The sequence below is a fragment of the Nitratidesulfovibrio sp. HK-II genome, assembly GCF_003402415.2.
Taxonomy (GTDB): Bacteria; Desulfobacterota; Desulfovibrionia; order Desulfovibrionales; family Desulfovibrionaceae; genus Cupidesulfovibrio.
In genome coordinates this window covers 966,253-979,939 of the sequence record NZ_AP036014.1, presented here as the reverse complement: position 1 = coordinate 979,939, position 13,687 = coordinate 966,253, and the positions used below count along the sequence as shown (strand labels likewise).

12 protein-coding genes are annotated in these 13,687 nt (G+C 66.7%); 4 read left to right on the top strand and 8 right to left on the bottom strand.

Going from position 1 to position 13,687, the window contains the following annotated elements; all coding sequences use genetic code 11:
• Positions 1-82 precede the first annotated feature (82 nt).
• From RVX_RS03955 to RVX_RS03925, 7 genes are all read right to left on the bottom strand, one after another.
• Positions 83-532, bottom strand: coding sequence for a hypothetical protein (locus tag RVX_RS03955; protein ID WP_116304815.1), 450 nt, complete (start codon positions 530-532; stop codon positions 83-85).
• A gap of 108 nt (positions 533-640) precedes the next feature.
• Positions 641-1,384: a LysE family translocator gene (locus tag RVX_RS03950; RefSeq protein WP_116304814.1), complete on the bottom strand. Its 744-nt coding sequence runs from the start codon at positions 1,382-1,384 to the stop codon at positions 641-643.
• A 400-nt stretch (positions 1,385-1,784) separates the two neighbouring features.
• Positions 1,785-2,516, bottom strand: a complete 732-nt coding sequence (locus tag RVX_RS03945; protein WP_007523750.1) for an amino acid ABC transporter ATP-binding protein — start codon at positions 2,514-2,516, stop codon at positions 1,785-1,787.
• On the bottom strand, positions 2,513-3,526 hold the full coding sequence (locus tag RVX_RS03940; protein WP_116304813.1) for an amino acid ABC transporter permease: 1,014 nt from the start codon (positions 3,524-3,526) through the stop codon (positions 2,513-2,515). Before RVX_RS03940 ends, RVX_RS03945 begins: the two co-directional genes overlap by 4 nt.
• A gap of 232 nt (positions 3,527-3,758) precedes the next feature.
• Positions 3,759-4,577 carry a transporter substrate-binding domain-containing protein gene (locus RVX_RS03935; RefSeq protein ID WP_116306322.1) on the bottom strand — a complete coding sequence of 273 codons (819 nt, stop codon included), beginning with the start codon at positions 4,575-4,577 and terminating at the stop codon, positions 3,759-3,761.
• 159 nt (positions 4,578-4,736) lie between these two features.
• Positions 4,737-4,925 carry a hypothetical protein gene (locus tag RVX_RS03930; protein WP_172596513.1) on the bottom strand — a complete coding sequence of 63 codons (189 nt, stop codon included), beginning with the start codon at positions 4,923-4,925 and terminating at the stop codon, positions 4,737-4,739.
• Positions 4,926-5,097: 172 nt separating this feature from the next.
• Positions 5,098-8,154, bottom strand: coding sequence for an NAD-glutamate dehydrogenase domain-containing protein (locus RVX_RS03925; protein WP_116304812.1), 3,057 nt, complete (start codon positions 8,152-8,154; stop codon positions 5,098-5,100).
• A gap of 192 nt (positions 8,155-8,346) precedes the next feature.
• Between RVX_RS03925 and queF the strand changes: the two genes are divergently transcribed.
• Positions 8,347-8,874, top strand: coding sequence for a preQ(1) synthase (gene queF, locus RVX_RS03920; protein ID WP_116304811.1), 528 nt, complete (start codon positions 8,347-8,349; stop codon positions 8,872-8,874).
• A 215-nt stretch (positions 8,875-9,089) separates the two neighbouring features.
• On the opposite strand, the gene RVX_RS03915 is transcribed toward queF, so the two are convergent.
• The gene (locus RVX_RS03915) at positions 9,090-11,432 is read right to left on the bottom strand and encodes an LPS-assembly protein LptD (RefSeq protein ID WP_116304810.1); all 2,343 of its coding nucleotides are present in this window, start codon (positions 11,430-11,432) and stop codon (positions 9,090-9,092) included.
• 332 nt (positions 11,433-11,764) lie between these two features.
• Here RVX_RS03915 and alr point away from each other — a divergent pair, with 332 nt between their 5' ends.
• From alr to rpsR, 3 genes are all read left to right on the top strand, one after another.
• The gene (alr, locus tag RVX_RS03910; protein ID WP_116304809.1) at positions 11,765-12,883 is read left to right on the top strand and encodes an alanine racemase; all 1,119 of its coding nucleotides are present in this window, start codon (positions 11,765-11,767) and stop codon (positions 12,881-12,883) included.
• Between the two features lie 227 nt (positions 12,884-13,110).
• The gene (rpsF, locus tag RVX_RS03905) at positions 13,111-13,416 is read left to right on the top strand and encodes a 30S ribosomal protein S6 (RefSeq protein WP_007523769.1); all 306 of its coding nucleotides are present in this window, start codon (positions 13,111-13,113) and stop codon (positions 13,414-13,416) included.
• A gap of 1 nt (position 13,417) precedes the next feature.
• Positions 13,418-13,681 carry a 30S ribosomal protein S18 gene (rpsR, locus tag RVX_RS03900; protein WP_007523772.1) on the top strand — a complete coding sequence of 88 codons (264 nt, stop codon included), beginning with the start codon at positions 13,418-13,420 and terminating at the stop codon, positions 13,679-13,681.
• Positions 13,682-13,687: the final 6 nt, after the last annotated feature.

The following is a 13,687-nucleotide window of genomic DNA, read 5'->3' as shown; positions in this document are numbered from 1 at the left end:
CGGCCTCCCTGCATGCGTCGTGCGGCATGGACATGATTCGGATTTCCCCCGGAGGTGCGGACGGGACCGGATGCGAACGCCGCTAGCGGTAGTCGGGGCGGCACAACTGCTCGCCCACCGCGCCATAGAAGGCCCTGGCGGCATCCTTGCAGCCCTTGCGGCGGTGAATGGTCACCCAGGTGTCTTCGCAGTACGTGTCCATGAGACGCAACTGCGCCTCCACGTCCAGCCCGTTCACGGCTTCGCGGCAGGATTCCTCGGACATGTAGTGGCTGCCGCGCAGCGGAAAGCGCACCTTGGCCGCCTCGCAACCGCGCATGCAGCCGTTGCGGGTGAGCACGCCGTACTCGTCGTCCTGCTGGCAACGCTTCTGGCACTGCTCCAGCAACGGGTCCGTGGCCACGTGCGACAGCCCCCCGCGCCCGGCACACCCGGCCAGCAACAGGGCAGACAACAATACCGCCGAAAGCAGGACCGGCATGGCCGCGCGCGCCAGCGCGCTGCCAGCGGACGCGGAGAGGAAACGCTGCATGGAAACCTCCGGTGACGAAACGCCGCACGGACACGGCCGCGCGAGGGTTCTGGATGCTCGGATGAAAACGCTCGTTGCGCGCGCCGCCTGCCCTGCGCGACGCGGCCTTCAGACTGCCCGGTCAAGGGCAAGGCGCAGGCCAAAGCCCACCATCAGGCCGCCCACGCCGCCTTCCAGCGCCCGCTGCACGCCGGGGCGCAGCAACGTGGCGCGCGCCCGGTGCACGGAAACGGACAGGAACGAAAACCACAGCACGGCCACCACGGCCTGCATGCCGCCGAACAGGCAGGCCCGGACGAAAGCCCCGCCCAGCACTCCCGCGCCGGAGACGACATCGCCGGGCGCCACGCCACCGGCGGCCACCACGCTGGGCAGCACCGCCAGGTAGAACACGGCCACCTTGGGGTTCAGCACGTTGCTCAAAAAACCTTCCACCCATGCCCGGCGCACCATGCCGCGCGACATGGTGCGATAGTCGCGCCAATGGGCCGGGGCGGAAGTTCCGGCATCCGCCGGGCCGTACACTGCGGCCCCGGCAGGCAGGTCGGGCACCGCATGCCCACCACCCGTCCATGCCCCGTGCAGGGCGCGCACGCCCAACCATACCAGATAGGCAGCACCCACGAAACGCACCACGTCGAACGCGGCGGCGGAATGCACCAGCACGGCGGACACGCCAAGGCCGGAACACAGCACATGCACCAGCAGGCCCGACACGCAGCCGAACGTGGTGGCCACGCCGCCCCGCGCGCCCACGCGCAGCGCATTGCGCACCACCAGCATGGTGTCCGGGCCGGGGGTTACCACCAGCAGCGCGGCCAGGCCCATGAAGGCCAGAAATTCATGATGCATGACGGGGTCCTCGCACCGCGCACGCCACGCGCATCCGCGGATGGGCGCGACTCTACCCGTTACGCCTGATGGGGGCAACAGGGGGCACTGCCCACTCCCAAGGGGGGGAGACAATAGGGGCATCCATTACATGGAATGCCCCGGAAATTGCCTGCGAGAAGCGCGGCACATGCCTTTCAGAGGCTAGGCCGGGTCGCTTCAGGCTGTGCCAGGCCGCAGGATTTTCGTTCTCCGGCGAGGAAGATGAGCCTTTTGCGCAGGGAGCGTGCCGCAGCCGTTACGCGAGCGCTCCGCGCGAGAGTTACGGATGAGGACCGCAGCGCGCTCTTCTCGTACGTGACCGGAGCAAAAGGCGAAATCTGACGACGCCGGAGGGCGAAAGGACGCGGCCTGACTCGGCCTACAATATCTGGCTCAGGAACAGCTTCGTCCGCTCATGCTCCGGCGCGGTGAAGAACCTGTCCGGCGACGCCACTTCCAGAATGCTGCCCTGATCCATGAACACCACGCGGTCCGCCACTTCGCGGGCAAAGCCCATCTCGTGGGTCACCACCACCATGGTCATGCCTTCGCGGGCAAGGTTCTTCATGACGTCCAGCACCTCGCCCACCATCTCGGGGTCCAGGGCGCTGGTGGGTTCGTCGAACAGCATGGCCTTGGGGTCCATGGCCAGCGCCCTGGCAATGGCCACGCGCTGCTGCTGCCCGCCCGACAGCTGGTCCGGGTAGACGTTGTGCTTCTCTGCAATGCCCACCTTGCGCAAGAGTTCCATGCCCTTCTTTTCGGCCTCGGCCTTGCCGCGCTTGCGCACGGTGGTCTGGGCCAGGGTCAGGTTTTCCAGCACGGTCAGGTGCGGAAACAGGTTGAACGACTGGAACACCATGCCGACCTCGGCCCGCACCTCGTTGATCTCGCAGTCGGGGTCCAGGATGTCGCGCCCTTCGATGAGGATGGAGCCTTCGTCGGCGTATTCCAACCGGTTCAGACAGCGCAAAAAGGTGCTCTTGCCCGAGCCCGAAGGCCCGATGATGACCACCACCTCGGCGGGGGCCACGGACAGCGAGACGCCGCGCAGGGCGTGCAGCTTGTCGGGGGTGTAGAAAAACTTGTGGACGTTGGTGGCGTTGATCATCGGATGGCCCTGCGTTCAAGGTACTGCACGAACAGCGAAAGGGTGAAGGTAAGCACGAGGTACAGCACCGCGCAGACGATCCACAGCTCGAACGGCTGGAGCGACGTGGTGACCACCTCGCGCGTGGCCTTGGTCAGTTCGCGGATGGCGATGACCCCGAGAAGGGACGAGTCCTTGATCAGGCTGATGAACTGCCCGGCCAGCGGCGGCATGATGCGCCGGAAGGCCTGGGGCAGGATGACCTTGCGCATGGCCTGGGCGTAGCTCATGCCCAGCGAGCGCGCGGCCTCCATCTGCCCCCGGTGCACCGACTGGATGCCCGCGCGCACGATTTCGGCCACGTAGGCCCCGGTGAACAGGGCCAGCGCCATGACGCCGTACCACAGGGGGGATATGCCGCCAAAGCCCACATGTTCCAGCAGGGCGTTGATGAGCGTGCCCACCACGAAATACCACAGGAATATCTGCACCAAGAGCGGCGAGCCGCGAATGATCTCGATGTAGGTGATGGCGCCCCAGCGCAGCATGGGGTTGATGGAGATGCGGCACAACCCGGTGACCACCCCGATGACGATGCCGCCGATGATGGCCAGCACGCTGACCTCAAGGGTGATCCACAGCCCTTCCAGCAGGATGCCGGGCCTGTTCAGTTCGTAGCGGCCCAGCGTGTCGCCCCGGTAGGCGAAGTCACCCTGCGAGACGAGCACCTTGCCCTCGCCGGGCAGCATGTGGGGGTGTTCCTCGCCCGAGGCGTCGCGCACCACGATGCGTTGCTCGTTGCCCTGACGGTCGATGATGGTGACGTCGCCTTCGGCCTCGGAGCGCACGTCTGCCGCCTCGTTCACCCAGAAATACTGGGGCACGCGGTTCCAGCGCCAGATGTATTCCACCGACGAGGAGGCGACCCAGAAGAACGCCACCAGCGCCAGCATGGCCGCCACGAACATGGACTTCCAGAACAGGAAGAAGCCCCTGCCCTTGGGCTTGTCGAGCCCTCTGTACTGCGTCATCGTGATTCCTTTGGCGACGCCAGCCGCGCGGCCTGCAGGGGTGCGAAACCCCGCGGGCGGCGGAATGCGCCGGGGAGATGGCCGCGCGTGGCGCGGCGGAAGCCGCATGGCTTCGCGCGGGGGCGGTTCGGCGTCTCCCATGGGCAGGAGAGGAACCGCGCCCGCGCGAAACCGTGTGGGCCGGGGGCAAGGCGGGGCGGGCGGGTTGCCCGCCCCTGCCGAAAACCTCAGGCTATTGCACCTGGGCGCGCCACTCGGTCGACTTCATCCACTTGTTGTAGATGCGGTCGTAGCGGCCGTCGTTGCGGATCTGGCTCATGAAGTTGTCGAGGAAGTTCAGGAAGTCGGGGTCACCCTTCTTGATGCCGAAGCCCAGCGGCTCGTAGGTGAAGGGCTTGTCCAGGTGGACGGCCTTGCCCTTGCCCTGTTCGGCCATGAACACCACGTTGAAGGGCATGTCGTACACCCAGGCGTCGGCCTTGCCGTTGATGACTTCCAGCGCGCCGTCGGCTTCCTTTTCGAAGGACTTGTACTTGGCCTTGGGCAGCATGCGCTTGGCGGCTTCCTCGCCGGTGGTGCCGAGGCGCGAAACCACGGTGTATTCCGGCTTGTTCAGGTCTTCCCAGCTCTTGACCTTGCCTTCCAGCTTCTTGCTCACGATCACCGACTGGCCGACCACGATGTACGGGGTGGCGAAGTTGATGCGCAGGTTGCGTTCCTGGGTCACGGTCATGCCGCTGATGATGATGTCGAACTTGTCGCTGAGCAGGGCCGGGATCATGCCGTCGAAGTCGGTGTTCACGGGCACGAACTTCACGCCCATGGCCTTGGCCAGTTCCTTGGCCAGATCGATGTCGAAGCCCACGTAGTTGCCGTTCTTGTCGGTCATTTCAAAGGGCATGTAGCCCGCATCGAAGCCCACGCGCAGTTCGCCGCGCGCCACGATTTCGTTGAGGGTGGACTTCTTGGCCAGCTCGATGTCGGCGGCCATGGCGGGCGCGGCGACGAGCACGGCCAGCAGCATGGCGGCCAGCAGCTTGAACAGTTTCATGCGTTCCTCCATCGGATATCGTTGAAAAACCACAACCGGCAACGCGATGCCGCGCCCCGACGCACGGCGGGCGTCGGCAATCCGCCCGAAAACGCGCGGGGCGCGGCGCGGACCCCACGGGAGCCCGCTTTGAAATTTCCGGTCCGCCTGGGCGGCGGACTAGTATTTACCCTCGGTAAGCACTTCCTTGACAATCATCTCGACGCGGCAGCTCTCGCAACGCGGCATGGGCTCTTCCGGCACCACGATGATGCGCGTGGTGCGGCACTTGGGGCACATGACCTCGACGAAACCGCGCCTGTACCGGTCCTTCAACGGACCGTCCTTGTGTTGTCCTTCCTTGTTCACGGCAGCAACCTCCTTCCCGCCTCCGGACGGTGCACGCCTGCCCGCGCCACCGGAAACGGACCGGCATATTGGGCGAGCACCCGCGAAAAATCAAGTCCATGAGGGGGCTTCGTCCGCCCCGTGGCCGAATCGAACCATCACACCGAAAGCGGGAAGGCGCGGACGGAAGCGGCTATTCCAGCCCCAGCGCCTCTTCCGTGGCCCGCTTGCGCGCGCCGCGCTCCAAGAGATGCACCACCGCCGCCGCCTCGGGCAGGCCGCTGCGCGACACCGCCGCGACCAGGTCGCGGACGCGGGTATCCTCGCGCAGCCAGGCCCGGGCCACGCTTTCGGCGTCGCGCTGGCGCGCCAGCGGGGCCAGCCAGCCCGCGCCTTCCGCGTAGACGATGCGCGAGGCCGTGTGCGCGGCCACCAGCGCGTACTGATGGCGCAGCGGAATGCGCTCGAAGATGCGCTCGGGGAACGTCTCCACCAGCACCGGGGGCAGGTAGCCCAGCAGCACCTGGCGCAGGGCCGGATCGGCCTCCACCGGTTCGCCGCGCGCCACCAGCGCGTCGTACAGCGCGTCGGCCACGGCGTTCATCTCCAGCGACACCTCCACGGAAATCTCGTGCAGGGCCCTGCACCCGTCGCAACGGCGTATCTCGGCCAGCAGCAGGCGCGCCTCGTCGCGGGCGCGCACCCGCAGGATGTCCTGCACCTCGGCCACGAAGCGGTCCTTGTGGGCGATGAATTCCTCGTCGGTCATCACCAGGCCGCCCAGCACCTCGTACGAGGAGCAGATGACCCCGGTCTTGTTGGCCGACGAACCGTGCACCACCAGCACCCCGCGTTCTGCCAGGCGCTTGCGCGCCTCCGGGGCCACGAACAGGTTGGCCCCCTCGATGATGGCCCGCGCGGTGGGCACCCCGCCCCGGTCGAAGAAGTCGTGCCAGTTGCGGGTGTTGATGGTGTCCGGCCGCCCCCCGGAGGGGATGAAGATGTCCGCGTGGGCGGTATTGTGCAGGGTGTTGCGGCGGCGCACCCCTTCCGGGGTGTCGGCCGTGGCCACCCAGGCCCCCTCGCCGCGCAGGCGCGCCGGGTCGAAGGCGCTGATGCTGCGCTGCACGTCGATGAGACGCAGCAGTTCCGCCGGGTCCAGCCCGGACGGGTCCCATGCCGCCCCGTGCCCGTCGCTGACGGCCACGACGCGCGCGTTGGCCCCGTAGGTCTCGAACATCAGGCGCATCAGGTTGCCCGCCACGTCGCCCTTGGGACCGCCGGTGATCTTCACCGTGAACGGCTGGGTGAACGGGTCGATGCCCAGGTGGCGCAGCATTTCCTCGGCAAAGACCATCACCCCGATGCTGGTGACGCCGTATTCCTTGTGGTTGATGCCCGCCCCGGCCTTGGAGCTCATGAACGCCGAGGGCCAGCGGTAGCCGCGCTGGCGGGCGCGTTCCACCATCCAGGCGATGTGCGCGGGCTGGATGTTCTCGTCCGGGCCGCAGTAGATGATTTCCTCGCGGCCCAGGTAGTCCACCACGCCGGGCAGGGCCGGGGTGTCCTGCCCCGGCAGCACCACGTCCAGCAGCGAATTGATGACCGAGGCCACGGCCAGCCCCACGTCGCCCAGCGGCCCCAGCAGGATGACCGCCTTGGCCCCGCCCTCGGGGATGTCCTTGTTCTTGACCTGCTGCGCGTAGGCCAGGCCCTTCACCTCGTCGTACAGGCGGTTCGATTCCAGCTCGAACTGCTCCTGGGTGCGGGTGGGCACCACGCGCACGCCGCCGCGCGCCATGTCGCGGTAGCGGATGTGAAAGCCCAGCCCCCCCGGCGCGTGGAAGAAGAAGATGCCGAAGGGCAGTTCCTCGCCCTCGGGGCGGTAGGCGGGCGGCAGGAATTCCGGGTCCAGCCGGAAGGACAGTCCGTAGATGGTTTCGAGAAAGTAGTTGGTGCGCAGCACGTGGCGAAAGAAACGCTGGATCATCAGCAGCACGGCGCGCTCGCGCTCGTCGGCCACCGCGTTCACGGCGTCGGCGGCGTCGGCCTCCAGGCGGCGCGCGGCTGCCTCGCGCTCGCCCAGGGTGGGGTCGAACCGGGCCTCGAACCAGTCCACCAGCGCGGCCGTCTCGGCCCGGCGGGACAGCACTATGCGCACCACGTTCTGGGTGCTGTAGGCCCACTGGTTGTCCTTGGCCAGAAACACGTGGGCAAACCCGCAGGCGGCCTGCAGCAGCATGATGCGCTTGATGGGCCAGGATTCCTCGTCGGCCAGGATTTCCAGTTCATGCGGGGCGAACCACTTCACCAGGCGCAGCTTCTTGCGCAGGTTCTGCCACAGGGCGGAATCGTCCAGGATCAGGTCACCCTTGTGCGAGACGTAGAAGCTCATGACGGCTGTCTCGCCGGATGCGTCGGCGAAGGTGTCCGCGTAGGCGCGGTGCACGACGATATCCAGCCGCCGCATGATCCTGGCGATCTGCAGCAGCAGGCCCGTGGCCGGGGGATGGCGCATGGCCACCACGATGCGCGTCTCGCGCCGCACGTCGCACGGCTCCGCGGAAAGGTTCGCCCCTTCGGACGTCGCGGGCGCGCCGGGCACGGCGCACTGCTCAATGAGCAGGCCGGTGTCGTCGCCGCCGCCTATCTCGCGCAGCAGCCGGAAATGGCGGGCCGCCCGGACCGGATCGAACTTTTCCACGTATTCCACGTTGGCGCTGGCCAGAAACGCCGCGAAGGAGTCCATGTCCTGTTCCGGCAACTCGCCGCTGGCGCGCATGGCTTCCAGCGCGGCGGAGCACTGGTCGATTCCGGCGGGATGGGAGGCGGCAGATGCGTCGGCCGTGCGCAGGCTGCCCGCGCGGGGCTGCGGGGCCAGCAGAAATTCGTGCAGGCCCAGTTGCCCATCGGCCGTGGTGTAGATGCGGGCGGTCTCGATGTGCTCGCCCAGCAGCCCGGCCAGGATGGTTTGCAGGTCGCCCCGCAGGTCACCCCCGGCCGAGGGCGAGATGTAGGTGATCTTGCGGCCGTCCGGGCTGGCCAGGCGCACCGCGTGGTTGTCCGTGACCACGCGGCCGGAGATGATTGCCTGCAGGTGGTGCACCTGCTCGGTCACCGAATGGGTGCGCAGGTAATAGTCCGGCATGTTGGCAAAAAACCACGGCACCACCTGATCGGCGATGCCGCCAAGCCCGCCCTTGACGAGCGAGAGCGCTTCTTCCACTCCTTTGGCGCGGGGTTCGGCCATGGGACATCCTCCGTCACGGGCGGTTTGCCCTTCAGGATAGCGCAATGGCCCGCCGTGGCAACCGTTTTCTGACGCCGTGCGTAGTCGCCTTCGGTACCACCACACCCTTGCCCGCCCGTGCCGCCGCACCGCTTGCCAAGCCCGGCCCAAGCGGCCACAATGCGGCATCATATTCCCATCGGAGAGCATCGCATGACCAAGAAAAAAGACACGACCGACGCCGCCTATACCCGCAGCCAGGACCAGACCGGCCACCTGCGCGCGCTGGGCGTCAAGTCCGAATACCCGCACGCCGGACCCGGCGCGCACATCATGGAAGCCTTCCCCAACAATTTTCCGGACCGGCCGTACATCGTGAGCATCGCCTTTCCGGAGTTCACCTCGCTGTGCCCGGTGACCGGCCAGCCCGACTTCGCCACCATCGTCACGGAATACATCCCCGACCGGCTATGCGTGGAATCGAAAAGCTTCAAGCTGTACATGTTCGCCTACCGCAACCACCAGTCGTTCATGGAAACCATCACCAACACCGTGCTCGACCACATGACAGAGGCGCTGGACCCGCTGTGGTGCCGGGTTAAGGGGCTGTTCACCCCGCGCGGCGGCACCCATCTGCATGTGTTCGCCGAGCGCTTCAAGCAGGTGGACGCCGAGCGCGCGGCCATGGTGCGCGACATGGTTTCGGAATGGAAACGCGAAAGCGGACGGCACACGGCCTAGCGCCGCGCCGGAACGAGACAAGAAAAGCGCCGCCGGGGTTGCCCCTGGCGGCGCTTTTGCGTGTGATGATGGATTGATACGACAAGGCGCGGCACGACTGACCTGCCAGCCGACTGCGTTTGGCAGGGGGATATGCCTGCCGGGCAAGCCGTCGGGCCGGACAGGTCAGGCTGGCCGGGCAAGGCTGCTTGCCCCGGCAAGCGTGGCTGCAGGCGCTACTCGCTGAGGCCCGGCAACACCACCAGCACCTCGTAGCGCTCTTCGTCACGGTCGAAGGTGGTCCGACCGATGACCTTGAAGCACTGATGGTTGTAGATGATGTCGAAAATCCGCTCCAGGTCGCGGCCGTCGGCGATGTCGACGCTGTAGTACCCGGCGACGCTCCACGGACCCCACACGTCAACCATGCCGCGCAGATAGAGCGAATTGATGTCCTCATCGCGCTGGCGGGTGTATTCGTCGAGTTTGGCGCGCCAGTTGTAGCCCATGCGCAGGCTGCCCTTGTCGGCATCCTCCACCCCGACGCTGTGGTCGTGCTGGGTCACGTCGCCCGTGTACGACGACCACGCGGAACGGCTGCGCCACGACAGCCAGGCCACGGGGAAGTACTCCACCTCGCCGTTCATGTCCTCCATGGGCCGCCGCTCGTATTGCGAAAGCTCGTCGTCGCGGTTCGCCTCCCGGATGTCGTAGCCGTGCGCCAACTTCACCCGCAGAAAATCGAGATAATCTGTTTTCACCGCCGGTTCGGCCTCGCCCTCGGCGTTGGTCTGCATCTGCACCACCTCGCGCTTGCGCGTGAGGATATTGGTAATGGAATACACCAGATCGTTGCGCGCCCCAATGCGATCATCGTCGTCGTAGCTAGGGTTGTCGTCCTGGTCCACCAGCGGCAGATTACGGTATTCCACGCGGGGCTGCACCGCATGGCGGATGCCGGTCCAGCGGCTTTGTCCCGCCTGCTCGGCCGACAGGGTGAGCGGTGCGCTTTCCAGATGATAGACGCGGGCGAATTCGGTCATGGCCGCCACGTTGTAATCGGGCAGGGTGCGGGCTTCGCCGGAGGAATCCCCCCCGTCGCCGGGCAGGCTTTCGCGGCGCTCGGTGTCGTACACGGTCTGGCGCAGCCCCACCGACGAGATAACCGAACCATACTTGCCGTTCACCGGCAGCACCACCTGCGGATGCACGTCGTGGCGCGCGCCCTGGGTGCCGTTGCGGCGATGGAAGTACACCGACTGGGCGGAAGCCTGCACTTCCAGCGGCAGCCCCTCGAACAGTGCGCCCCGGTGCAGGTACACGTCGGCCTCGGGCAGACGCTGGGGCAGCGAGTCGGAGGAATAACTCCGGTTGCCGTTGCCCAGTTCGGGATTCTGATCATACCGGCCGCTCAAGGCCACGGAAACACGGTCCCAGTCGCGGGTCAGCATGATCTGGCTGGTGCGGTAGCGGTCGCGTTCGTTGATGTCGCGCCCGAACAGTTCGAACATGTTGGTGCGCGAATTCTCGAAGCCGCCAAGGCCGTACTTGAATTCCCGCAGGTAGTTCTGGTCGGAGACATAGTCCAGATCGCCCTTGAGCCGCCAGCGCGGGTCGCCCAGGCGCGTCTCGAACATGCCGCGCAGCCAGAACCGCTCGTTGTTGGTGCGGACCAGATTGTCGTTGCTGTCGATGGGGTCGTCGTCATCGCTGCCAACGGTCTTGCTGTCGTTCATCCAGTCGAACCGCAGCCAGGTGGTCTGGTCCGAGGTGGGCCGGGCCCGGTATTCCACGCCGTGCATGAAGCCGCGCTCGGCCATGAAATACTCGTTGAGCGTCACGTCGCTGGTTTCGTTGACCACCCAGTAGTACGGCTGGTTGTAGTAAAAACCATCGCGCGAGCTGATGCCATACTGCGGCATGAGAAAGCCCGACTGGCGGGTGCGTTTGGCGGGCATGACGAAATAGGGGGAATAGGCGACGTCGTTGTCCTTCACCTGAAAGTTCGAGCGCCACAGCCGGGCGTAGCCGTCAAGTTCGACCACGGCCTCCTCGGCGGTCAGCGACCAGGCCGGGGTGTCACCGTCACAGACGGTGATCTTGGCATCGGTGAAGGTGTAAATGTCGCCCCAGTTCTTGTCGATGCGTTCGCCCGCGAAGTAGGCGTGCGGCTCGCCCATGAAGATGCGGCCCTTCTTCAGCCAGCCGGTGCGGCTGCGCAGGTCGAATTCCCCCTCTTCGGCGGAAATGTCGTCCTTGCCCAGGTGCACCTCTACGTTGCCCTTCAGGTATACCCAGTTGGTGGCGGAATAGTAGCGGATGTAGTCGGCCTTCAGGTAGTCGCTGCCGCGGCGCAGGGCCACGCGGCCCTCGGCCTCGATGATCTTGCTGTCGTTCTGCGTGGTGACGGAATCGGCCGTGAGGTTCCAGGTCACCTCGCGGTCGTCCTCGGTGCGCATTTGCAGCACGTTGGGCTGCGGCTGCTGGGCGTGCGCCCCGCCCGCGAACAGGATGCCGGAAAGCAGCAGGAACACATACGCCGCAAACCCGGCGAGCGGGCGGAATCTACCGTCTGTCATGCGCGGTCCGGATCATCCGGGCATGAGCCCGGTTTATGGAGTCACGTGGTTTTCTGATGCCCCGGCGCATCCGATGCATCTGTGCGCACCGGGCACGCCGGGCACGCCTGAACGCACAGGCGCGCATCGGCGCGCGGCGCGGGCGTCGAAGATGTTGAATGTCGCGGCGCGAGGGAGTACAACCGCTCCCTGCACAATACCGGGACCGCAGTCGTTTACCACAACTTTCCCGACAGGAAAAGCCGCCGGACGGCCCCCGTCCCGCCCCCTGCCCTTCTCCCGCAGAAGATCGCCCCCGAATTCCTTCGCCGGAGCCGACCACGGAGCCTCGCATGACCATCGACTACAACAAGATATCCGTCCGCGTGCGCCTTGGCGCGCTGCGCCGCAACTTCGAACTGCTGCGCCGCTTGGCCCCTGCCCCCATGGCGGTGATCAAGTCCGACGCCTACGGCCACGGCCTGCTGCCCGTGGCCCGCACGCTGGAGGCCGTTGGTGCCGACTCCTTCGCCGCGGGCACCGTGGGCGAATGCGCCCTGCTGCGCGACGGCGGCATTCCCGGCCGCATCGTTGCCCTGCTGGGGGCCACGGACGCCACCGACGCCGAATGCTGCATCGCCCGGTCCATCGTGCCCGCCGTGTACTCCGCCGATCAGCTGGAAATGCTGGCGTCCCGCGCCGCGCCTGGACAGCAGGTGGACATCGCCCTCAAGTTCGACACCGGCATGGCCCGCCTGGGCTTCACCGAGGCCGACCTGCCCGCCCTGCTCGACAGGCTGCACGCCCGGCCCATGCTGCGCCCGGTGCTGGCCATGTCGCACCTGGCCGTGTCCGACGACCCGGCGCGGTCCGACTTCACCCGTGAGCAGGGCGAAATCTTCTCGCGCATCCTGTCCGGCGTGCGCGGGGTCTGGCCCGCCGTGCAGGGTTCGCTGGCCAACTCGGCGGGGCTGCTGGCCCACCCGGAACTGCACTTCGACGTGCAGCGCCCCGGCATCGCCCTGTACGGGTCGAACCCGCTGCGCGGAACCGCCTTGGCGCACCTGGGCGACGGACTGGAACCGGCCATGGATGTGGCCACCCCCATTCTTCAGGTGCACCCCCTGCCCACCGGGCGTTCCATCAGCTACGGGCGCACCTTCACCGCCCCGCGCGACATGGCCGTGGCCATCGTGGCCGCTGGCTATGCCGACGCCTACAGCCGGGGGCTTTCCGGCAAGGGGGCCATGACCGTGCACGGCCGCCGCGCGCCCATCCTGGGCCGGGTGTGCATGCAGATGACCGCCGTGGACGTGTCGCACATTCCCGGCGTGGCCGCAGGAGATGCGGCGTACCTGATGGGCGGCCCCGGCGAGGCGCTGACGCCCGACGATCTGGCCGACCTGTGGGGCACCATATCGTATGAAGTGCTCTGCCTGCTGGGCATGAACCCACGCACGCACGAGGCATAGCCGCGCGGCCGGATGCCCCCAACCGCCGCGCCATCACGGCTGGCCAGCCACGCAGCCGCGCGGGCACGCGCCTGCGTGCAACAGGCCGGACGCGCACCGTCCCTGCCCGGCCTTGCGCCGCGCCGCCAACACGCCTGTTGACACCCGCGCCCCCTGCGACTATAGACCCTGTTTCTGCCTTGCTCGCCCCGCGTGAGGGCGGGCCAAAGCCCACAAGGAGGAATCCCATGAGGAAGTTTGAAACGCTGCTGCTCCTTTCCCCGGAGCTGGCCGCGGATGCCCGCGAGGCGCTGCTCGGCACCCTCACCGGCGTCGTAGAGCGTGAACAGGGCAAGATGGTCGCCGCCGACCACTGGGGCATGCGCGACCTCGCCTACCCCGTCCAGAAGCACATGCGCGGCTACTACGTGCGCCTCGAATACCTCGCCCCCGGCGAAGTCGTGGCCGAAGTGGAACGCAACATCCGCATCTCCGACGGCATCTTCAAGTTCGTTACCGTCAAGCTGGCCGACGCGGTCGAGGAGGTTGCATAACATGGCCTTCAAGAAGAAGTTCACCCCGCGTCGCAAGTTCTGCCGCTTCTGCGCCGACAAGGACCTGCCCCTCGATTACAAGCGCGCCGACATCCTGCGCGACTTCATCACCGAGCGCGGCAAGATCATCGCGCGCCGCATCACCGGCACCTGCGCCCATCACCAGCGTCTGCTCACCCGTGAAATCAAGCGCGCCCGTCAGATGGCCCTCTTGTTCTACACCGCGGGTCATTCCAGCGACGTCAAGAAAAAGAGCCAGATCTAGGAGGAT

What these genes read in the sequence shown, in the direction of transcription:
- RVX_RS03955 (WP_116304815.1), bottom strand. Translation starts at nt 532, where the DNA reads ATGCAGCGTTTCCTCTCCGCGTCCGCTGGCAGCGCGCTGGCGCGCGCG.
- RVX_RS03950 (WP_116304814.1), bottom strand. Translation starts at nt 1,384, where the DNA reads ATGCATCATGAATTTCTGGCCTTCATGGGCCTGGCCGCGCTGCTGGTG.
- RVX_RS03945 (WP_007523750.1), bottom strand. Translation starts at nt 2,516, where the DNA reads ATGATCAACGCCACCAACGTCCACAAGTTTTTCTACACCCCCGACAAG.
- RVX_RS03940 (WP_116304813.1), bottom strand. Translation starts at nt 3,526, where the DNA reads ATGACGCAGTACAGAGGGCTCGACAAGCCCAAGGGCAGGGGCTTCTTC.
- RVX_RS03935 (WP_116306322.1), bottom strand. Translation starts at nt 4,577, where the DNA reads ATGAAACTGTTCAAGCTGCTGGCCGCCATGCTGCTGGCCGTGCTCGTC.
- RVX_RS03925 (WP_116304812.1), bottom strand. Translation starts at nt 8,154, where the DNA reads ATGGCCGAACCCCGCGCCAAAGGAGTGGAAGAAGCGCTCTCGCTCGTC.
- queF (WP_116304811.1), top strand. Translation starts at nt 8,347, where the DNA reads ATGACCAAGAAAAAAGACACGACCGACGCCGCCTATACCCGCAGCCAG.
- RVX_RS03915 (WP_116304810.1), bottom strand. Translation starts at nt 11,432, where the DNA reads ATGACAGACGGTAGATTCCGCCCGCTCGCCGGGTTTGCGGCGTATGTG.
- alr (WP_116304809.1), top strand. Translation starts at nt 11,765, where the DNA reads ATGACCATCGACTACAACAAGATATCCGTCCGCGTGCGCCTTGGCGCG.
- rpsF (WP_007523769.1), top strand. Translation starts at nt 13,111, where the DNA reads ATGAGGAAGTTTGAAACGCTGCTGCTCCTTTCCCCGGAGCTGGCCGCG.
- rpsR (WP_007523772.1), top strand. Translation starts at nt 13,418, where the DNA reads ATGGCCTTCAAGAAGAAGTTCACCCCGCGTCGCAAGTTCTGCCGCTTC.